Here is a 21,568-nt window from a genome sequence, read left to right as displayed (position 1 = left end):
AGAGGTACAAAAAACGGCTTCACGGGAGGTTTTTAAATAATAAATCAGTATAAATAATTACAGCTTATATAAAAATCTATTATCACCTTTAAAATATCTTTCTATAAGTTTATCCCTGTCTAAATGTCTTGTATAATTCATAATGTACCTTAAAGCCAAATCAATATACTCTTTGGAATTATCTTTGTAATTTTCTTTGATATATTCTTTTAATACATAAAGGGCTTTATTAGGAGCAAATCTATGATTAGGACTATAACCCAAAATATAATCATATAATAGTTTGTCGCATTTCTCTTTTATATCATCATTTATAGAATTATTAACTTCTTCTCTGTCTTTCATCAGCTTTTTATAAAAATGCTCAAATAATTCATTGTATCCTGTTATAAAAAATGGAAATGAAAATAAATCTCTATTTTCAAAATAATAATCAATATCTTCTTCATCATATATAATATAACTTTTCATGCAGTCATCATCATCTGTGATATTGTATTTATCCAATTCTCTTTGGTATTCTTCTTCCCAATGTTTATCAAGCCTTTCGTCAAAATACTTCATTGCTTCATTTTTATTTTCGCTTCCCCATTCGCTAGACCAAGTTCTTGAATCAACTTCCCCGCTTTCAAAAAACTCATCAACTAATTCTTTAGTTTCAAAATATATATATCCATTCTTCCTATACTTTTCAGAAATCATTTCTTTTTTATCTTTTTTATTTTCTTTATAATCTTCTTCATCTTCTTTTTCTATAAAATCTCTGTACTCACCGTAATCATATTCATAATGCCAAGAAGGAATTAATAATTCATACATTCCATCATCTTCTACATACACATGCAATTCTGAAAACTCATCATCTAGTATAGGAAATTTATCATTATGATACTCTTCATAAATATCTGGAAATTTATCCTTTTCTAATAAACATTTATATTCACCCCAATCCAATAAATCTTTCTGAGTTTCTGGGTCAGGATGCACAAACTGTTCAAAGTTAATTCTTATTAAATATTTTTCTAATACTCTTATAAAAGTATATACTGAACAATTATGATGATCATTTATTATGAGTTTATCTTCTTCTTTTATTTCTATATTATTTTTCTTTATAAGTTTATCAAGTTCTTCTAAAAAATAATTTAATGAATGTTTAGTATAATAGTAATCGTTTTTATCTTGTATAATATATTTTTTATTTTGTCTGTTTAATTCTTCCATAAGATTATGTCCTTTTAAATTTTTAATTTAATTATAATTTATGGACATGACAAATTTTGACACTTTTTTGAATATAAATTAAATAGAAGAATTTTTTTTTAATTTTTTTATCACTTTTTTATAATAAATAAATTTTGCGACAATTTTTGTCATAGTAATATGCTATGTTAATAATATAAAATAAATATTAAATACAGGAGGCTTTATATATGGCTCAAAATTTTTACTGTGAATACTGCGGAACAAAAGCAAATTCAATATCAGCTTTGACAAACAATAATTGTATCAGACACCCAAATGGTCCTAATAAAGGGAGACACAAACTTTATGAAGGAGATGAAAAATCCGAATATTTCTGTAAATATTGCGGAACAAAAGCTAATTCAATATCAGCTTTAACAAACAATAATTGTATCAGACATCCAAATGGTCCTAATAAAGGAAGACATTTACCTGCTTTATAAAGCAAACAGTTTTTATTTTGTGCATAGTAATTGATTTTATTATGCACATATTTTATTTATAATATTGATTTTAAGCATATAATATAATATTCTTAAATTAAAGGAGCATAATAAATGACGGCAGAAAATCTACTAGACTTTGTATTAAATGAAAAACAAAGTATTTTCAATGATATTAAAGAAAAAATCAGTCCTGAAATTAATCTCATAAATTCTATAAAAGAAAGTTTTGATGAGGTAAATAACAGCATATTATTGTTTAATCTATTAAAATTCAATGTCAAAATTAATAATGAAGATTTAAACATAGCAAGAAAATTTGCTGAAAAGTATATTAGTAATATAGACAATACTCATATATCAGTGTTTAATGAATATGCAATATCAAGCGGAAGACTTGATTTATTTATAAAAAATGCCTCTTTCCAATTAATCATAGAAAATAAAATAAATGCTGATGACCAAGAAGCTCAATTAGAAAGATATTATAAAGAATTATTAGAGAATCAAGGAAATACATTCATAATATATTTAACAAGAGACGGAAAAGAACCTTCTGAAAAATCCTTGAAAAGCAACGCAAAAGAAGAACTTTTAAAAGAAAATAGGCTTATATGTTTATCGCATGAAGATATAGGCGATTTTTTAAATAATGATATAATAGAAAAATTTCCAGCTTTAACAAATAAAAAATACCAATCTTTATATTCAGCTTTAATACAGATTAGAGATAATGAATATTTAATAAGCAATATTAATAGGGAGAAAAATATGTCAAAAGAAATTATAAAAAATCATTTAGAAAAAAATGAAGATTTTAAAAAAGAAATGGATTTAAATAAAATAAATGAATATGCAATCTTATTTGATGCTGTAAGTGAAGAAATATATAATAAAAAATTAGATTTTTACAAACATCTCGTGGCTAAATTAAAAGAAAAATATACAAATATAGAAATTATTACTGATAATGAAAATACATACCATATTGGATTTAAAGATATTTGTAACTGTAAATATTTTAATTTATACATAAGATATTCTTTTGCAGATAAAAAGAGAATAAAAGAAGATATACATATATATTATTATTGTGAAGATAAAGATAATGATACAATGTATAAAATATTACAAAATCACTGCGATGGAGCTTGGCATGATGGAGAAGATGGATATTATTTCGGTATCAATAATGAATTAAAATCATTAGAAGTAAAAACTCCTGAAAATATGGCAGCAAAAATAATAGATATAATTAATGCCATATAAGATGAATTTAATAAATAAAATTAAGTAATATTAAAGTGCTTGATTACAGCTTTTAATCAGGCACTTTAAAAATTATTCTATAATATCAAAAAGTTCTTTTATTATTTTAGGATGCAATATTTTAGAAGTATGAAAAGGTATAAGCATTCGTTTATTATCTTTTTTAATATTCTATGGCTTCCCTTTTCTCTATCTAAAATAAAACCATTATCAAATAAAAGTTTTTCAGCTTCTTTGGCGTTTAATTTAGGTAATTTATCTTTCAACTGCAACCTCTATAGGAGTTATTGAATAGTCTTTATTTTCTAATTGCTTTAATTCATCTTCGCTCATACTTTCTAAATAAAGTTCTATAGCTTCCTTTATATTTGACTTAACTTCTTCAAAAGTTTCACCTTCACTTACACAGCCTTTAAGTTCTGGCACAAAGGCAAAATATCCATTTTCATCTTTTTCTATTATAGTATTTATAATCATATAAAATTAAATAAAAAAGTAAAATTATTTATTATGTTTACTAAACACTTTATTAAAAAATCTGTCAACAAAATATCCTATATACCCCAAGAACACAAAAAATAAAGCTATAAAAAATATATTTCTTAATACAGTTTTAAGTCCGTATTGATCTATATCAACAATAAAGTAAGGATAATAACTCCCATTTGAAAAAGGACTTCCTACTTTAGCCCTTATGAGCATGAAAGTAAAATATATAATAGGTATTATAAGCCAAATCAAAGGATCAACTATTTTATAAAAGCCTTTCTTATCAAAAATTATATAATCAAAAATGGTCATAATTGGAACTATATAATGAAGTATAATATTTCTTATATAAAAAACCCCTTTATAATCTTCTGCTGTAGGACTCAACAAAAAATGATATATTAAAAATGTAAGAGTTATTGATGTTGTAACTGCACCTTTAAATCTTGGATAAAATGTTTCTTTTTTCTTTATAATATTAATAATATCCAAAATAAAATAAGTTATTACCAGTATATTACTTTGATATGTGAAATAGTATGCAGTTTCTATATCAAGTTTAAAATTATCATAGAAAAATCCATGAAGCACCGCTAAAGCACCAATTATAATTATGATTATTTTATATACTATAGAAAAATTAGTTTTTGTCATAATCTATTAGCTCCAATAAATATAATTATTTAAAAAAATTACAGCAAATATTTATTATCAATTCTTTATTTATTAAAGTATCAATCCACTTACTTGGAATATTATCCATACCATAGTATAAACCTGCAAGTCCTCCAGTAACTGCCGCAGTAGTATCAGTATCATCTCCAAAATTAACGGCTTTTAATACAGCATCTTTATAATTTGAAGTATTTAATAATATCCATATAGAAGCCTCCAAGGTATGAACAACATATCCGCTGCTTTCTATTTTTGTTTCTTGAAGTTTTTTAAAATCAGAATCGAATATTCTTTTGTAATTATTAATTTCTTTTTCATTTTCATAATAATCAGAAGAATCTTTTAATGCTTTATTAATAGCTTCTTCAATATTCATATCATTTATTAAATTCAATGCTATTGCAGTATATATTACACAAGCTATCAAACTTCTTTTATGAGAATGAGTTAATGAAGAAAGATTGTATATTATATTTATCACTTCACTATTTTCAAATAATTGACTATCAAAATATTTTTTTATATAAAATGCAATAGGAAGTATCCTCATCAAAGAGCCGTTTCCATTACTGTATTCATTAGATAATCCGCATTTTATAGGATTTTTTCCGCTTTTATAATTATTTATAGCATCGCTTGTAGTTATTCCAATATCAAATGTATGTCCGTCTGCAGTATAATGACCTTTGTCATACCATAATGCAAAACTATTCATAATATCATTATAATTTATATTTTTATTATTCAAATTATTAAGTAAACATAATGTTAAACTAGTATCATCAGACCAAGTACCAGCTTTTTTATTATGAGTACCGTATCCTATCATATCTATACAAGGATTATTTTTTATAATATCTCTTGATATAAATTCATAAGGAACACCCAAAGCATCTCCTATGGCAAGTCCTAATATTGCAGATTTTAACTTATTTTCCAAACTCATATAAAATTAATCCTATCATCAAATACAGTACATTAATAATTGTAAAAATTATAATAAATATATCAAAACTATCAATAGATTAAATAAAGAATATATAAAAAATTATTTAGATATATATGATAAAAAAAGCGTATCTAAAAAATATTAGATACGCCAGGGTTAGTGAATTTCTTATTAATTTAATTACTTAGCAGGAGTTAATTTAGTTAAAGCATCTTCTACTAATGCAACCCAAGTAGCACCGCTTACGCCATCAACATAGATGTTGTTAGCTTTGATCATTTTGTCATAAGCAGCTTTTCCTCTTGCAGGACCTGTGCTGTGTGCACATTTTGTTAATACAACTTTTGTTAATTTACCGCCAGCAACAGTAACTTTAGCTTGATAGTCACCTTTAGCTGTTTTGTAAGTAGCTTTATAATTTCCTAAGTATGTACCGTCAGGTATCTTAGCCAAGTCAATTTTTCCTTGAGCAAATAGGAATAAGCTAGCAGCAAAAAGAACTGTAACTACCAAAAATAAAACTTTTTTAAGACTCATACATCTTACCCTTTTTAATATAGTTGCTTATTAAAACTTTATAAGTAAGAAAAAGTAAAAAGTTTGTAAAACTAATTTAACATTTTTTTTATATTTCCGTTTCTAAGAAGTCCCAATAAATTATTATATTCTACAGTTGTCTTTATTTGACAGTATCTATCATCTACAAAGCTAGAATATTCCACTTTTATATACTTTTCTATTATATTTTTTAATTCATCATTCTCATATTTTCTATTTGGAAGTTCCTTAGCAAAAGCATTTTCTATTTTTACCTTTGATAAGGCTAATGCTGCATTAAAAGCACTTGTTTCAATCTCATCTTTAGTTACTGCATAACCATTAGGATATCCTATAGAAGTGGCTATAAATTTATTCTCATTAACCCAGCCTTCATTAAAATTGATATTATTATTGGCAGAAACAGTTTTTTCAGCAGATTTGCATGATACAAGCAAAGCAAAAATGATTATAATTATATAGCCGTATTTCATATATCCTCCAAATTTAAAATAACTCTAAAAAATATTCGTCAAAATTTTATTTTTTTTAAGTACATAATTATACATAATTATTAATTTTAGAGTATAATAGTTCCGAATATATAAAAAAATATATAAATATTAGCAGCGGGAATTATTATGAAAAAGTTATACATTATATCTATAGTATTTCTTTTATTATGTGCAAGAGGCTTCACTCAAATATACACATTTCAAATCGGAGAAAAACTAAATAATTCGTATATTTTATCAGAAACTAATTATGCAGTAATAATAGAAAAAAATACTGCTAATTCTGGAAAAACTTTTGATATAATATATAGAGATGCCAGATTAACTGGTTATAAAGATGCAGGCAGTATAAAAATACTTCCTAATGGTACTTTGGTTGCCACTATGTTAAAAACTTCTCTTGGTAAAGATATGTGGGTTTTAATATATGGAAATGTTGAACAAGAATTCGATTCTATAGAAAGAGAAATTTACTCAGGAAACAATTCTATAATATTCACTAGATTAATGAATTATGGAATAGCTGTTATAAACGGGGAAGCTAAAGTTCAGTATTCTGAATTATATGATAGTGTTATTAATGATAATTCTTATGCTTTTTCTTACTCAAGAGACGGACAATATTTTGTTAATATTAATGGAGAAGAAAAACAAGTATCAGCTAAAGCAGACAGACTCAAATTCTCAAATGATGGAAACAATATAGTATATGTTATAGAAAATGAAGGAAATGCTGTTATATTTACAGGAAGCACTGACAGTGAAGGTTTCAGATTAGTAGATGATTTAGCTTCATTCAATAATAATAGTATAGCCTATGCAGTAAAAGCTATACCGGGAATGGATACTAATTCAACAAATATGATTAGCTCAAATGATTCTATGTCAAATACTTTCATTACAAATACTAATGATATGACTAATGAAGTTATAACAAATACAACAACAATAACTAATTATAATCTTTCAAATGTCAGCGTATATACAAATGAAGAAGGTGTAACAGTAAAAGGACAATCAAATACTATAGCTTTAATGATTGTAACAAATGTAATTACAAATATAAGATATAATGAATTACCTAATCTTCCGGCTGCAGCAGATTCTACAAATTCAATTATAAGTAATGAATTTATTATGACAAGCGTTATAGCTAATGGAAGAAATTACGGAGAATTTAATTTAGTAACTAATATGTCATTCTCTCCTGATGGTAAAACATTAGTATTCATAAATATTAATAGCAATAATACTATGCAGCTATATGTAGGCGGTAATATGACTACTAATTATGATATGATACATAATTATAAATATTCTGATGACAGCAAAATATTAGCCTACTCTGCTCAGACAAATAATGTATCATTCTTAGTAGTTAATGGAAAAAGACTTCCTAGAACTTTTGATAAAATAAATGATATATATTTCTCTACAAATAATACTTTAGTTTATAATGCTTCTATGAATGAAAGAGAATATATAATAGCAAATGACTTTGAAAGCCCTTCTTATAACAAAATAACTTCATTTAAGTTCTTAGGAGATTCATTTGCATTCACAGCAGAAAGACTAGGCAAACATTATTACTTTATACTAAATAAAAACAGCTCTGTAAGAAGAGAATTCGGCGGATATGATTATGTATCAGCTATGGATAATAATCAAGAAGATGCTTTATCAATAGTATCTGACGGAAAAAACATTTTTATAATAAAAAATGGCGTAATAGTAAATAATCAACAATAGTTATTATAATCTTCTACCTATATTTTAATGCGTAAATCTTAATAAGGTTTACGCATTATGTTTTTAAACCTATTTCCTATAAAAAATTATAACTTGACTTAATTTCGATTATAGTTAAAATAAAAAATAAATTTGAATTTTGTTTATAGTAATTTAAATATAAAGTAGTTAATGAATGAATAATAATAATGATAAAATAAGAATCATACCTCTTGGCGGAGTACAAGAAATAGGTATGAATATGACTGTTATAGAATATGGAAATGAACTTTTAATAGTAGACTGCGGATTTATGTTCCCAAGATACCATATGCTAGGTATAGATTATGTTATTCCTGATACTTCATATTTAGAAGATAAAAATATCATAGGACTTATACTTACTCATGGGCATGAAGATCATATAGGTGCTATACCTCATTTCCTTAGAAAATTCCCTGATATTCCTATATACGGTTCAAGACTTACTTTGGCTTTTTTAAGAGCTAAATTAAATGATTATAAAAATGAATACAAAGATACAAAATTATATGAAGTTGAGCCTAGAAATAAAATACAATTGGGAATGAATTTTGGTATAGAGTTTATAAGGGTTAATCATAGTATACCTGACGGAGTTGGAATAGCTATAACAACTCCATTAGGAGTTATAATACATACAGGCGATTTCAAAATAGATTTAAACCCGACAACAGATAAATTTATAGATCTTTATAAATTTGCTGAATACGGAGAAAATGGTGTTCTTCTTATGCTGGCAGATTCGACAAACTGTCAGAGAGATGGGTTTTCTATGAGTGAAAGTGTTGTCCAAAACAATATGACTCCACTATTCGCTTATGAAGACGGAATGATTATTGTTGCAGTATTTGCAAGCAGTATAGAAAGAATACAAGATTTAGTAACTGCCGCAAAAGTCAATAATAAATTTGTGGCATTCTCTGGAAGAAGTTTAATCAAATTCACAAAAATTGCTCAGGATATGGGTTATTTAAATCTTTATGATATAGTAATACCAATAGATAAAATAAACAAATATCCTAGGGAAAAAATAGTATGCATAACTACAGGAACTCAAGGAGAACCTTATTCTTCACTATCTTTAATAGCTGCAGAGGCTCATAAACATATAAAAGTAGAAGACGGAGATATGGTTATATTCTCATCAAGCGTTATACCTGGTAATGAAATGGCTGTTACTAGAATGATAAATAATCTTTTTGATCTTGGTGCTAAAATGGTTGGAGAGGATAAAAAACTTCTTCATGTATCAGGGCATGCTTCAAGCGAAGATTTAAAATTAATGTACAGATTAGTAAAGCCTAAATATTTTATTCCTATACATGGTGAGAAAAGACATTTAATCACTCATATAAAATTAGTTGAAAATTTAAATGGTTTAGATACAAAAGGATTCCTTCTTTATAATGGAGATGTACTTGAAATAGATGAAACTTTAGAAGCGAAAATCACAGATCCTATAGATATAAGAAATATATATGTTGATGGAAAAGGCGTAGGAGATTTAGAGGAAAGTATATTCTATGACAGAGAACAATTATCACTTAATGGAGTGGTAGTTGCCAATGTTGTAGCAAAGAAAAATGCCGCAGGACAATACGATATAAAAGTTGATTTGGAAAGTAAGGGCTTTACATACACAGGCGGAGAAAAAGAAAGAATTATAAATAAAACTGAGCAGTTAAGAGAAGAAGGAATAAATTCAGCAATAGAAGCTGTGAGAAAATTATTAAACAGAAATAAAAGAACTCCTTCTACTATAAAATATGAAGTAAGGGAAGCTCTTCGTAAAAAATTTATTCAAATAATAGGAAGAGAACCTGTAATATTTGTATGCTTATATATGGATCATGTTTATATAGAACAAGCACATAGCAGTAATGATGAAAATAATAATAATAATGTTGATAAAAACAATATAGAAATAGAAAATAATAATGATGAGGAGAAAGAAAAATGTCATACGAAGAAGAAAAAGAGAATCAAGAAAACAGTAATGAAGAAGAATACATCCCAGATAAAAAGACTGAAATCAAAAAAGAAAAAAGCAGCAAAAGAGAGTTAATATTTACATTACTTATAATAATATCAATAATAGTTGGTGCTGCAAGCATATTTTTAAAAAGTGAAAATAAAAATATATCAGTAAACATTAATTCTTCTGAAAAATCATATTCGGTTTTAAAAGAAGGAATAGCAATAATAGATTTGAATGGAATAATAACTCATACCAAAAGAAAAAATGGTTTAGGTATAGAGTATCCTTCTGTAACAGAACAGCTTGTTTCGGATTTTGAATATTACTTACAGCATCCAAAAGTTAAAGCCATTGTACTTCAGGTTGATAGCCCAGGAGGTTCTTTAACTTCATGCGAAGAAGCTTTAAAATATTTAAAAGAATTAAAAGAAAAATATCCTAAACCAATAGTAGCTTCTTTCAGATCAATGGCAGCAAGCGGCGGATATTATATATCTATGATAGCTGATAAAATATATGCTAATGAATCTACTCTTACAGGAAGTATAGGTGTTATATCCCAATTCTTTAATATATCCGAATTGATGGATAAATATGGAATAAAGATGTACACTATAAAAAGCGGAAGAAATAAAGATTCACTCTCCCCTTTCAGAGCACCTAGAGAAGATGAACTTGCATATTGGCAGGATATGACAGATGAATTTGTAGGACAATTCACAAATGTAGTTGAACAGTCTAGAGGTGATAAAATAGAAGGTAATAGAGAAGATATATTCGACGGCAGAGTATTCAGCGGAAAAAAAGCATTAGAAATAGGACTTATAGATTCTATAGGAACTTTGCATGATGCTGTTAAAGATGCAGCAGAAATGGGCGGAATAGAAGATGAAGAACCTTATATAATAAAAAAGCCTAAAGAAAAAAATGATGTACTTAATTTGTTCTTTTCAAATATTTCAGAAGCTATTAAGCCTAAATCAAGCTTTCCTTTCCCTTATGAAGAGATAATGAATACTAAATATATTGGAGTTCCTATGTATATTTATATTCCAAATTATAATGGAGCAAATTAATGCAGTTACATGAAGCTATATACTATTATTTATTAAAACCTAAAGAGGCTATAAAAAAATCTATAACTTTTGAATATTCTTTCTTAGTATATTTATTAGCATCTTTGAGTATATCTATATCAGCAATATATACTATTAATAATAGATCTAATATATTAAATTTATTAATATTGACATTTGGAATAGCCGCATATATGGCAATATCCAATATAGTAAAAATCGCTGTTATTAATCTAACAGTATCATTATTTTTTAAAAATAATACTAATAATATAAAAACATTTATTAATAATTGTTTTGGTATATATGGTATATTTATATTTATACTTCCTATAACATTATTATTCAGCAGATTTAAATTTCTTTACTTTATTCAAGTTGCGATGTTTTTTATATTAGGACTATATTATATTATATTGATGTTTAATAATATAAAGCATTCTTTTAATATAGATAGTTCATTTAAAGCATTTTTAGTTTTAATTACACCTATAATATGTGATTATTTAACTTACATATCATTGGGAATATTAATATTTGGAAGCATTATTAGTTATATATAATTATGAAAAAAATTAATAAATATATTATAATTGAAACTATAGGACCTTTCTTCGCAGGTATTTTATTTTTTACGTTTGTATTTGTAATACAGCTTTTGCCTGAATTAATAAGACTTATTGTTAATAATGGTGCTCCTTTATTAATGTCATTAGAAGTATTTGTATATATGCTTCCTTTTAATATTGCCATAACAATACCTATGTCCATACTTATGGCAAGCATTATAGGATACGGAAGGCTTTCTTCAGATAATGAGATAATAGTAATGCGTGCTTTGGGATTTCCTCATATGAGGATATATATGCCTATTATAATATTGGGCGCTATTACATTTTGTTTTTCACTATTTTTTAACAATGTTGTTATGTCTGAATCTAATTACAGGTACAGAACTTTAATTTCATACATGGTAAATATTAAGCCTTCTATTGCTGTTGGAAAATTGGAATTCACTGAAATTCAAGATATGGGATTATCAATAGGTTCTAAATATGCTAATGATGTAGGTATGTCAAACGTTGTAATATATGACAGGTCAGATACTAAAAGAGTAATTACTGCCAAATACGGACTTTGGAAAAATAATCAGGCTAATGCGCAAGTAGTAACTTTAACTTTATATGACGGTGTTGTACAGGAGATGCCTAGCTATGGTTTTGTATCTAATGATTATACTGTATTTGATTCTATGGATATAAATATTGTGAGAAATGTAAGTACATTAACATCACATGAAAGAGGACTTAGAGAAATGCCTTCTTGGCAAATAATGAAAAAAATTAATGATTCAAAAGCGGCAGCAAACAAATCGGTAGATGAACAAATAAATGGAATGATAGTGAATGCTTACAATAATGTAGATACTAATACTGTTAATATAACTTCATTTTCTAATGAGTATATACAAACTAATTCATCAGAATTAACTTCTTTGAGAGAAAAAGCTATAGATGAAGCTGTACCGTATTTTTATTATGTAGAATTTCATAAATTTATTTCTATACCAGCAGCATGTTTATTTATGGTTTTAATAGGAGCTCCTTTAGGAATAGTAGGAAAAAGAAGCGGTAAAGGATTTGGATTCGGATTATCTGTAATAGTAGTTGTTATATATTATTTACTTATAACTGCAGCAGAATTAATGGCAGGCGGTAAAAAAGTACCCCCGCTTATTGCTATGTGGTTCCCAAATATAGTTCTGGCTTTAATGGGCGGTTTTCTTATGATAAAATCTTTCTTCAGCAGAGGAAAATAAAACTATTGTTATTAAAATTAATATCTTCTCATCGCACGCAGAATAAAATCTTAAATATATATTTGTTAAAAATCATAATACAATTTACATATTTAACTATATCATAACGTGCGTTAAGTAATTTTTCAATATAATAAAAACTAGGGCGGGAATGCTTTTACTATTAACACTTTAAATATAAATAAATATTATAAAATTTAAATAAACTAAAAAATATAAAGGGCGGGGTATGTAAATAAAGTTTTAAAATTTATTTTCATTCCCCACCCTCTAGGCTTTTTAATTTACTTTGCAATTTTTATCTTTTTTTCTTTATCATCTATTTAGAATTTAAAGCACCCACCCAAGTTTTTTTAAAATTAAAATGTTACATAACGCACGTAAAATGAAATCTTAAATATAAATTTAATAAAAATTACAATATAATTTATATATATAAGTATGCTTACCGTGCGTTAATTTATTATTTAATTGAATTAGAAAAACTTTCTTTTGCCTTATCAAGACCTTCAGCAGCTTTTTTCAAACCAGATTCTATAGATTTAGAAGCGTCATCTATATATTTAGAAGCTTCGTCAATCGCTTTAGAAGGATCAACTTTTTCCATAGCGTCTTCAACAGCTTTAGAAGCATTGTCTAATGTTTTATCTGTAACATTTCCAGCTTTTTTTATACCGTCCTGAGCAGCTTTTGAAGCATCGTCTATTTTCTCATTTATAGCATCTGTTGCTTTATCCACTACACTTTTATCTTTCTCGCATGAAAAAGTAAATATTGATAAAATAATAACTAAACAAAATATAATATTTTTCATCATATAATCCTTATAATTTTTTTACATGATTATAATAATTAATACATATTTGTCAAGATATAGGAGCATTCGATATATGAACATTAACTTTATATTTATTCTTCATATTTTTTGAATTATATATACTTGTAGCTTTTGCAAGCCTGTCATTAAACTTTTCTACTAAGAAGTCAGCATCATCAACTTTAGGAGCTAATATTACCTCTTTCAAAGATTTATTATCAAATATATAAAGATAATTTTTATAAGAACGCTTCATATCATCATCTATATGTAAAGGATTGCTGCCGTATTCTACAAGCTGTATTATACGCATCTCCTGCTCTTCTATGAAAGATGAATCCTTGATCAAATACTGAATATTCATAAGAAGCTGATACGATAATGATAATTCTTCTGAATTAAATTTTTTTATGATTTTAAATATAGAATTAAATATATAACCTATATTATTTTTTAATTTATCATAAACTTTTTTATCATAACTCCAAACATCATATTCTTTATTCAAATCAATAATAATATTATCATAATCAGATTCACAAGGATTAAATATTATTTCATTATTCTTAGAATTATAGTATAAAACAAAATATAAAGGTAAAGTCTGTTCATTATAAAACTCTATATTGGAATAATTATTTTTATCATAAGAAAATGAAAATAGTATGCTATTATTTAAATTATTAAAAGAAGTATCAAAAAAAGATTTATCAAAAACTAAACAGCAGCCTGTACCCTCTTTATTATCATATTTACCATATAATCTGTACATAGTTAAAGAATCTTTGCATCTGCTGAATGATGTCTGCAATGCTATAAAATTATTAATATTTCCATATTTAGAATTAAGCTTATTATTTCTAAGAAGCTGCATCAATATCTTTCCCTCTTTAGGATCATTTGCATTTTTTATGCTTGTCATTCTAAGTCTATTTTTCTTTAAATATGTATTGTACCTTGAATTATCTGATTTATCATATCTCTTATCAAATGCCATATCATCAAAAACTTCTATGCTTGTATAATGTGATATCTCATTGATTTTATCATCATCTTTTACAGAAACCAAATATAAAAATATATACTGAAGTATCCAGAGTTTTTTTAATTTTGATATATCTTTAATATCACGCACTATAAAATTAAAATACTCCTCTTTTTCTTCAGTCCAAAAACTATTTTCATTCAACACTATATCAATAATTTTTTCTATGTTTATATATTCTATGAATCTTGATATTATATTAAATATGGTAACATTTCTTGATTCTTTAATATCTAAAAGTAAAGTCAAAGCATAATCATACTCTTCTAATCCTATCAATGCTTCTGACTTTAAAAAATATATTCTGTCATATATAGTATCATTTTGCATAACATTCAATTCTATATACTCTTTATTTTTTACTATGGTATCGCCTTTTGAATTATTCTCATCTAAAATATAAAGTGCCTTATCAAGACATTCTATAGCTTCTTTATATCTTTTTATATTTATAAGCAGACTTGCTTTATTTAAATACAATACTTCCAAAGATTTATTTATCTCAAAAGCCTTATCATAAATATTAAATGCCTCATCTATTCTTCCTAATTTCTCTAAAACCATAGCAACATTCAAATAAGCATAATCGTATCCAAGCTCTAAAGCCTTGTTAAAATAAAATAATGCATCTTCATAACGTTCCAATTTTGAATATATGATTCCTATATTAAAATAGCATATCTCAGATTTATCATTTATTTCCAATGCCATATTGAATGCATATAATGCTTCATCAAATGCCATTAATTTGGCAAGTATTATACCTTTATTTATAAAAGCCTTTTCATATAATGGATTAATTTCTATAGCTTTACTGTAATAGTCTATTGCTTCTTCATATCTGTTTAAATAATATAATGTCAAGGCAGTTTTATAACAGCTTCTTGCAAAATATCTGTCTACATAATTTGTATCAAGTCCTTCACAATTTTTTTCAAAACAATTTATTATCTTTAAATATATTCTAAGTGCGGAGGAATATTTTTCTAAATTAAAATAAAATCTAGCCTGAATAAACATATTTTCTATTCTATCTTTCAGCATAAATAATTCTCCAATATTAGTATAATCTTATTATAAACTATTTTTTAATTATATAAAATTCTTTAATTATATCAAAACACTATTGACAATTTTTTTATGCATGTTAATATTACTACATAAAGTATTATTACTTATAAAAATATTTTAATTTAAGGATTTTATATATATGAAGAATAGTGATAAAGGTTTTTTCGGTAAATTCGGAGGGAGATTCGTACCGGAAGCATTAGAAAAATTATTAATTGAATTGGAAGAGGCTTTCCTGCATTATATTAATGATAAAGAATTTTTAAGCGAACTTGAAGAATTAAGATCTGATTTTCTAGGCAGACCTACACCATTAATGTATGCCAAGAATTTATCGGAGAAAATTGGCGGAGCAAAGATATATGTCAAACTAGAAGGACTTGCTCATACAGGTGCACATAAGATTAATAATTCTATAGGACAGGCATTGCTTGCAAAAAAGATGGGTAAGAAGAAGATTATAGCAGAAACAGGAGCCGGTCAGCATGGACTTGCCACCGCTGCATCCTGTGCCAAATTAGGACTTGAATGTTCTATTTATATGGGTGAAATGGATGTAAAAAGACAGCAGCCTAATGTAGCTTCTATGGAATTATATGGAGCTAATGTAGTATCCGTTACTAAAGGAGGACGCGGACTTAAAGATGCCGTTGATGCTGCATTAGAAGATTGGGTTAAAGATTTAAAAGATACTCATTATTTACTTGGAAGTGCTGTTGGTCCTAGCCCTTATCCTGATATTGTTAGGACTTTTCAATCTGTAATAGGAAGAGAATTGGATAAACAGATACAGGAAAGGAATTTGAATGTTAAAGCATTGATAGCATGCGTTGGAGGCGGTTCTAATGCTATAGGCTTTTTTGAGCCTTTTATAGAGAGAGAAAATCCAAAATTAATAGCTGTAGAAGCCGGCGGAATAAGCATGAATCTTGGAGAGAATGCTATTAGAATGACAAATCCTTATGCCAAAGATATAGCAGCTCAGGGATATATGAGTAAATTCATTTTAAAAGAAGATGGAGAAATATCTGAAACTATGTCTATATCTGCAGGACTTGATTATCCTGGAGTTGGTCCTCAGCTTGCATATTTAGGAGAATCTGGAAGAATAGAATTTACTCATGCCACAGATAAAGAGGCGATAAATGCAGTAAAAGAATTTGCAAAAAATGAAGGTGTTATATTTGCATTAGAAAGTGCCCATGCCGGTGCTAAAGCTATAGAATATGCGAAGCAGTACACTAAAGATGATGTCATCATAGTTAATATGTCTGGCAGAGGAGATAAAGATATATTCATAACATCGCCTATTTTCAGACCTGATAAATGGAAAGAATTCTTAAAAAGTGAATTAGAAAGATTAGAGAAAAATATAGATATTCACAAATTTTAACCTCACAATTATATTTTTTTGTTTATAGGTTTTTGTTTATTATTATTTAATATTCAAAAACCTATTTTTATTATATTTAAAGGCAATAATAGAAGTTGAAAAAATAATAGCCATAATATACAATTAGAATATAGGAGATAAATATTAGTATATAATTTATTTTTCTCTTATATAAAGGCATTATTTTATGAAAAGAAACTTAATATTAGTTTTAATAATACTATCAATAACATTATTAATAATATCGTGCAAAAAAATAAATTTACTAGGTCCTAACGATATACCTCCTCCAACATAATTTCCAAATACAGAATATCCAACACCTACTCCAGTACCTGTTCCTCCTATCCATATAGAAGAAAAACCAATAACAGTAAAACCAGAAATCGTTTCCGACAAAACAGTATTTGGTGGTTATGCTAAAAGATTTAAATATAAAAATGAATGGTATGTACTTGCCACAAATGAATATCAATATGATACTGATACAAAAAGTTTAGAAAAAACAGGAAAAGCTGCTTTATTAAAAATAGCCAATGATGGAAGCACAATAACAAAAATTGGCAGCATATCTCCTCTTATGGATCTTGAAGATGCTGATTATTGGACTAATTTAATTTCCGATAAACTAGTAATAGAACCAAATAAGGTAAAAGTATTATCTGAAGCATATACAACATCAAAATTTATAGGCATTTACAATCCAGATTTCAAAAAAGGTAATATAGTAAATTATAGTATGTCAGGTACATTCATAATTATAAAATCATTCATTGAAAATATTAAGTATGTAGAATCTGATGACTTAATAAATTGGAATTATTATTTAAATCCTATTACAAAAGAATATAACATGCCTAATACCAATCATATAAATCCTAATTTTTTGGGAAGATACGGCATAAATACAGATGAATATTTTATTGTTTATTTTAAAGAAAAAATATTTTTATATACAAAATATAAAAGTATTTTTGATGAACATCCAGACGGAAATAGAGATCCTAGCAAACCTCCTTTTGATTATTATAACAATGAATATTACATTATTGATTATGGTAAAGATATGAGCGATGCTAAGAATTGGACTACAAATTATTTTCCTGACTATAACAATGAAAAACTATTAGTTACAATGTATTTTCATACTGATAATGAAAAGCTATATTTCTCTCAAGGTCTTTTTGGTGATAATAAATTTGTATACAATGAAAAATCAGGAAATTGGTCGTCTGAAGCATCAATTAAATATCAAAATATATGTTTTTCAACAGAAGGTGGTATAAATTGGAAAGCAGATACTCTTCCGTCTTCTGATAAACTTACAGATATAAGAAGTTATGTTTTCTCTTATCCTAATTTTGAATTCAGAAATAATATGATAGGTTATGAAGAGCCTAATGCTGCACCTTTAGAGCCTTCATATACAGAACTTAACGGAAAATACTACAGAACTTTTAATACCACATACCCTATTCCTCCTATAAAAGAAATTATGGAAACTGCTAATAAATTAGAAACTAATTTCACAATCACAGAAGAACATATAAAAAAATCCGGTGCTTATCAATTACAGGTATCTTCAGTAAATCCTAATAATGCTCAGGAATCAGATTGGGTTAGCATAGTACCAAAAAATGAAATAAATTCGGTTGTAGGCTGGGAAAGCGGCGGCGGAAATTTATTTACTTTCAATAATAAGATAGTTCGTTTAGCTGATTATGACAGAGAATTTCAAATAAATAATCAATATGAAAACGCTTTGAACCTCTCTCAAAAATATTATAATATGCTAAAAACAGCTCCAACTATGGAAGATTATAAAAGGTATAATTATTATTTTCTTTATTACAAAGCTGTAGCTGATATGATAAAAATAATTAAGGATAAAGGAAATGCATATTTTATGCCTGACAAAGTTTGTACACATTATACATTTGAAGTCGTCAATTAATTTTTAATTAAAATACAATAATATTATATGGATTTGTTTTTTCTATTTTTGAATAATATTAAAACTATAAACATAATCACAGGAAATATTACAGCAAATAATATACCTGTTTTTAATCCTGCTTGTATATAATCGCTATTAATCAATACAAAACTAAATCTGTCAGAAATATTTCTATTATTTGAGACAATCCCAACAATACCGGGACCTATAGAACAGCCTACATCTCCGGCCAAAGCAAGCAATGCAAACATAGCCGTTCCTCCCCTATTATAATTTTTAGCAGCAAGAGAAAATACCGAAGGCCACATTATAGCTACTGATAGACCTGAAATACCGCATCCTATCAATGATAAAAATGCATAAGGACTAAACACAGTTACAAAATACCCTATAATGCAGAAAAATGCTGATACAATCAAAGACTTTTCTATATTAATGCTTTCAGACTTCATTCCATAAATAAGTCTTACCATACCCATACAGAATGCGAACATACAAGCACCAAATATATCGCCTACATTCTTATTAACATTAAGCCCTAATTCTGCAAATAATGATACCCATTGTGCTATTGACTGCTCGCTTGCCCCAGCACATATCATAAGTATAACAAATATTAAAACTATTTTTACAGATAATAACTTCCTTATAGAAACGATATTATCACTATTCATATTATCTTCATGGGTTTTCAAAACATTAAGAGGCACATTTACAAATAAAAATATATTGATAAATGGAATAATAGCCCAAATCATAGACATATATCTCCAATTTTCAATGCCGAATATATTGAAATACAAAGTTGAAAATATAACTACAGCCATAGAACCCCAACAGTAAAATGAATGCAGTATATTCATAGCTTTAGTCTTTTGTTTTTCAGGAAGTGCCTCCACAATAGGACTAACTAAAACTTCTATTAATCCTCCGCTTATTGCATTAATAAAAAAGCATACAAGTATTGCAGTATAAGGCTCAATATAAAAAGGAAGTATGCCAAGTAAAAATAATCCCAAAGCTGAAAATATATGTGCAGCTACTATAGGTATTCTGTATCCTATCTTATCAATAAATTTAATTGCCAAAAAATCTATAATCATTTGAACAGCAAAATTAAAAGAAGAAAGCAATCCTATATGAGTTAATGATATATTAAAATCTTTCTGAAACATTATAAAAACCAGAGGAGGAAATATATTTATAATAGCCTGATTCACATATCCTATATAACTAGCATATAATGTATGAGTATAATTAAGTTTCATAAAAAACTCGGTATAATATAAATTGATTTAGAAATATTTTATTATTTAGAAATAACTTTTCCGTCTATATTTGAGAAATGAACATTACCGAAATCTCTGCTGTCATAACCATAATCTATATTATCAGAAAGTACAAAATATTCATTGTAGCCTATGATATAAGGGCCGAAATTATCTCTTGTTGACACTTCAGCATCTAATATCCTGCCGTCAAATTCCACATTAGCCCAAGGCTCATTTAGAACTTCTCCGTTTATATAAACAACCTTATTTCTTATCTCTATAGTTTCATTTGGAAGCCCTACAACTCTTTTTATTAAATACCTAGTATTTGATATATTAACATTTCCAAAAGTTACAAAATAAACAAAGTATGAAACAAATCTTTTTAAAAAGAATTCTTTTTCAGTTCTAGGATCTATCATAAATACAATATCTCCCCTCTTAGGTCTTGAAAATATAATAGTTTTTCCGGTAAGAGATGAAACAAAAGGTTTTAATGCAATACCATATCTTAATTTAGAAGTGATCAATATTTCATTAGGCTCTATGGTATTCATCATTGTAGAACTTTTCATTCTATCAATTCTTATAAACAAAGTAAAAATACCGAATAAAACAAAAGCAATAATAAAGCCTAATATCAATCTGGCAACTACCCTATAAAGCAGGCTATTGCTCCTATAATATATAAAGATAAAAGGTTTTAATACAGCTTTGAGTGCATTAAGTTTTTCTTTTTTTAATTCTTCTCTATCATAAGAATAATTCATCTATAATTGATGACCTCTGTAAATTAAAAGTAATTTTTTATGATTTTTTAGCCTGATGCTCGCTGTTTTCTAAAGCTGCAGGAACTGCTGGAACTACGATATAACCGTATTCACCGCTTCTGCATAAGTCCATTATTACTTCATTATCTAATGTAGGACCTTGAACATCTTCTCTTAAATATTCAGGTAAATCTATAACATGATATAGAGGATCAATACCATCAACATTAACTTCAAATAATCCTTCTATAAACTCTAAGTCTTTATTTAATCTATCTAACATTTCGTCTTTTTGATTTTCTTCTATTCTTAATCTTGTTTGATATAAAAGAGCTTCTAATTCTTCTCTGTCTGTAGTCATTATTATATCCTTAAAAATTATAATTATAAACATAATATACTATAATCAATAATTTTTCAATAGTTTATATATTTTTTTAATATCATTGATTATCTTTACAAAAAATACAAATTTTATA

General features: G+C 26.6%; 22 protein-coding genes. 9 read left to right on the top strand and 13 right to left on the bottom strand.

What is annotated here, in order from left to right; genetic code table 11:
• Nucleotides 1–57: 57 nt before the first annotated feature.
• Entirely contained in the window at nucleotides 58–1,224 is a 1,167-nt protein-coding gene (locus Q0K19_RS07735; protein WP_297246929.1) for a hypothetical protein, read from the bottom strand.
• A 209-nt stretch (nucleotides 1,225–1,433) separates the two neighbouring features.
• Between Q0K19_RS07735 and Q0K19_RS07730 the strand changes: the two genes are divergently transcribed.
• Together Q0K19_RS07730 and Q0K19_RS07725 are read left to right on the top strand one after the other, a co-directional pair.
• On the top strand, nucleotides 1,434–1,688 hold the full coding sequence (locus Q0K19_RS07730; protein WP_028329288.1) for a hypothetical protein: 255 nt from the start codon (nucleotides 1,434–1,436) through the stop codon (nucleotides 1,686–1,688).
• Nucleotides 1,689–1,802: 114 nt separating this feature from the next.
• A complete protein-coding gene (locus Q0K19_RS07725; protein ID WP_297246926.1) occupies nucleotides 1,803–2,957 on the top strand; it encodes a PD-(D/E)XK nuclease family protein in 1,155 nt (384 codons plus the stop codon).
• Nucleotides 2,958–3,058: 101 nt separating this feature from the next.
• Here the strand turns inward: Q0K19_RS07725 and Q0K19_RS15420 are convergent, their stop codons facing one another.
• The 6 genes from Q0K19_RS15420 to Q0K19_RS07700 all read right to left on the bottom strand — a co-directional run bounded on the left by Q0K19_RS15420 (nucleotide 3,059) and on the right by Q0K19_RS07700 (nucleotide 6,101).
• A complete protein-coding gene (locus tag Q0K19_RS15420; RefSeq protein ID WP_367172152.1) occupies nucleotides 3,059–3,223 on the bottom strand; it encodes a type II toxin-antitoxin system HicA family toxin in 165 nt (54 codons plus the stop codon).
• Complete coding sequence (locus Q0K19_RS07720) at nucleotides 3,213–3,434, bottom strand: type II toxin-antitoxin system HicB family antitoxin (RefSeq protein WP_048594727.1); 222 nt, start codon at nucleotides 3,432–3,434, stop codon at nucleotides 3,213–3,215. The genes Q0K19_RS15420 and Q0K19_RS07720 overlap by 11 nt, the downstream gene beginning before the upstream one ends.
• A 24-nt stretch (nucleotides 3,435–3,458) precedes the next feature.
• Nucleotides 3,459–4,100 (bottom strand): Pr6Pr family membrane protein, encoded by a 642-nt coding sequence (locus Q0K19_RS07715; RefSeq protein ID WP_297246923.1) that lies wholly within the window; start codon nucleotides 4,098–4,100, stop codon nucleotides 3,459–3,461.
• 25 nt (nucleotides 4,101–4,125) lie between these two features.
• The gene (locus Q0K19_RS07710) at nucleotides 4,126–5,067 is read right to left on the bottom strand and encodes an ADP-ribosylglycohydrolase family protein (RefSeq protein ID WP_297246921.1); all 942 of its coding nucleotides are present in this window, start codon (nucleotides 5,065–5,067) and stop codon (nucleotides 4,126–4,128) included.
• 183 nt (nucleotides 5,068–5,250) lie between these two features.
• Entirely contained in the window at nucleotides 5,251–5,607 is a 357-nt protein-coding gene (locus Q0K19_RS07705; protein ID WP_048594732.1) for an FMN-binding protein, read from the bottom strand.
• Between the two features lie 71 nt (nucleotides 5,608–5,678).
• Nucleotides 5,679–6,101 carry a hypothetical protein gene (locus Q0K19_RS07700; RefSeq protein WP_297246919.1) on the bottom strand — a complete coding sequence of 141 codons (423 nt, stop codon included), beginning with the start codon at nucleotides 6,099–6,101 and terminating at the stop codon, nucleotides 5,679–5,681.
• A gap of 147 nt (nucleotides 6,102–6,248) precedes the next feature.
• Here Q0K19_RS07700 and Q0K19_RS07695 point away from each other — a divergent pair, with 147 nt between their 5' ends.
• The 5 genes from Q0K19_RS07695 (at nucleotide 6,249) to Q0K19_RS07675 (ending at nucleotide 12,765) form a co-directional block, all read left to right on the top strand.
• Nucleotides 6,249–7,871, top strand: coding sequence for a hypothetical protein (locus Q0K19_RS07695; RefSeq protein ID WP_297246917.1), 1,623 nt, complete (start codon nucleotides 6,249–6,251; stop codon nucleotides 7,869–7,871).
• A 175-nt stretch (nucleotides 7,872–8,046) separates the two neighbouring features.
• Nucleotides 8,047–9,957: a ribonuclease J gene (locus tag Q0K19_RS07690; protein ID WP_297246915.1), complete on the top strand. Its 1,911-nt coding sequence runs from the start codon at nucleotides 8,047–8,049 to the stop codon at nucleotides 9,955–9,957.
• Nucleotides 9,849–10,946: a signal peptide peptidase SppA gene (gene sppA, locus Q0K19_RS07685; protein WP_297246913.1), complete on the top strand. Its 1,098-nt coding sequence runs from the start codon at nucleotides 9,849–9,851 to the stop codon at nucleotides 10,944–10,946. Before Q0K19_RS07690 ends, sppA begins: the two co-directional genes overlap by 109 nt.
• Nucleotides 10,946–11,509, top strand: coding sequence for a hypothetical protein (locus Q0K19_RS07680; protein WP_297246911.1), 564 nt, complete (start codon nucleotides 10,946–10,948; stop codon nucleotides 11,507–11,509). Before sppA ends, Q0K19_RS07680 begins: the two co-directional genes overlap by 1 nt.
• A gap of 2 nt (nucleotides 11,510–11,511) precedes the next feature.
• Nucleotides 11,512–12,765, top strand: a complete 1,254-nt coding sequence (locus Q0K19_RS07675; RefSeq protein WP_297246909.1) for an LptF/LptG family permease — start codon at nucleotides 11,512–11,514, stop codon at nucleotides 12,763–12,765.
• 463 nt (nucleotides 12,766–13,228) lie between these two features.
• Here the strand turns inward: Q0K19_RS07675 and Q0K19_RS07670 are convergent, their stop codons facing one another.
• On the bottom strand, nucleotides 13,229–13,579 hold the full coding sequence (locus Q0K19_RS07670; protein ID WP_297246907.1) for a hypothetical protein: 351 nt from the start codon (nucleotides 13,577–13,579) through the stop codon (nucleotides 13,229–13,231).
• A 52-nt stretch (nucleotides 13,580–13,631) separates the two neighbouring features.
• The gene (locus Q0K19_RS07665; protein WP_297246905.1) at nucleotides 13,632–15,671 is read right to left on the bottom strand and encodes a tetratricopeptide repeat protein; all 2,040 of its coding nucleotides are present in this window, start codon (nucleotides 15,669–15,671) and stop codon (nucleotides 13,632–13,634) included.
• A gap of 166 nt (nucleotides 15,672–15,837) precedes the next feature.
• Between Q0K19_RS07665 and trpB the strand changes: the two genes are divergently transcribed.
• Entirely contained in the window at nucleotides 15,838–17,091 is a 1,254-nt protein-coding gene (trpB, locus tag Q0K19_RS07660) for a tryptophan synthase subunit beta (protein WP_297246903.1), read from the top strand.
• Between the two features lie 180 nt (nucleotides 17,092–17,271).
• On the opposite strand, the gene Q0K19_RS15415 is transcribed toward trpB, so the two are convergent.
• The gene (locus Q0K19_RS15415) at nucleotides 17,272–17,490 is read right to left on the bottom strand and encodes a hypothetical protein (protein WP_335846314.1); all 219 of its coding nucleotides are present in this window, start codon (nucleotides 17,488–17,490) and stop codon (nucleotides 17,272–17,274) included.
• Between the two features lie 181 nt (nucleotides 17,491–17,671).
• Here Q0K19_RS15415 and Q0K19_RS07655 point away from each other — a divergent pair, with 181 nt between their 5' ends.
• On the top strand, nucleotides 17,672–19,045 hold the full coding sequence (locus Q0K19_RS07655; protein ID WP_367172151.1) for a hypothetical protein: 1,374 nt from the start codon (nucleotides 17,672–17,674) through the stop codon (nucleotides 19,043–19,045).
• 23 nt (nucleotides 19,046–19,068) lie between these two features.
• Here the strand turns inward: Q0K19_RS07655 and Q0K19_RS07650 are convergent, their stop codons facing one another.
• Genes Q0K19_RS07650 through gatC form a run of 3 tightly spaced genes read right to left on the bottom strand, consistent with a single transcriptional unit; the run spans nucleotide 19,069 to nucleotide 21,450 of the window.
• Entirely contained in the window at nucleotides 19,069–20,316 is a 1,248-nt protein-coding gene (locus tag Q0K19_RS07650; protein WP_297246901.1) for a sugar MFS transporter, read from the bottom strand.
• A gap of 41 nt (nucleotides 20,317–20,357) precedes the next feature.
• Nucleotides 20,358–21,089, bottom strand: coding sequence for a signal peptidase I (lepB, locus tag Q0K19_RS07645; protein ID WP_297246900.1), 732 nt, complete (start codon nucleotides 21,087–21,089; stop codon nucleotides 20,358–20,360).
• 37 nt (nucleotides 21,090–21,126) lie between these two features.
• Entirely contained in the window at nucleotides 21,127–21,450 is a 324-nt protein-coding gene (gene gatC / locus Q0K19_RS07640) for an Asp-tRNA(Asn)/Glu-tRNA(Gln) amidotransferase subunit GatC (protein WP_012670316.1), read from the bottom strand.
• Nucleotides 21,451–21,568 lie beyond the last annotated feature (118 nt).

Origin of the sequence: uncultured Brachyspira sp. (assembly GCF_944393015.1) — a bacterium.
GTDB lineage: Bacteria > Spirochaetota > Brachyspiria > Brachyspirales > Brachyspiraceae > Brachyspira.
This window is presented reverse-complemented; position numbering and strand designations above follow the sequence as displayed.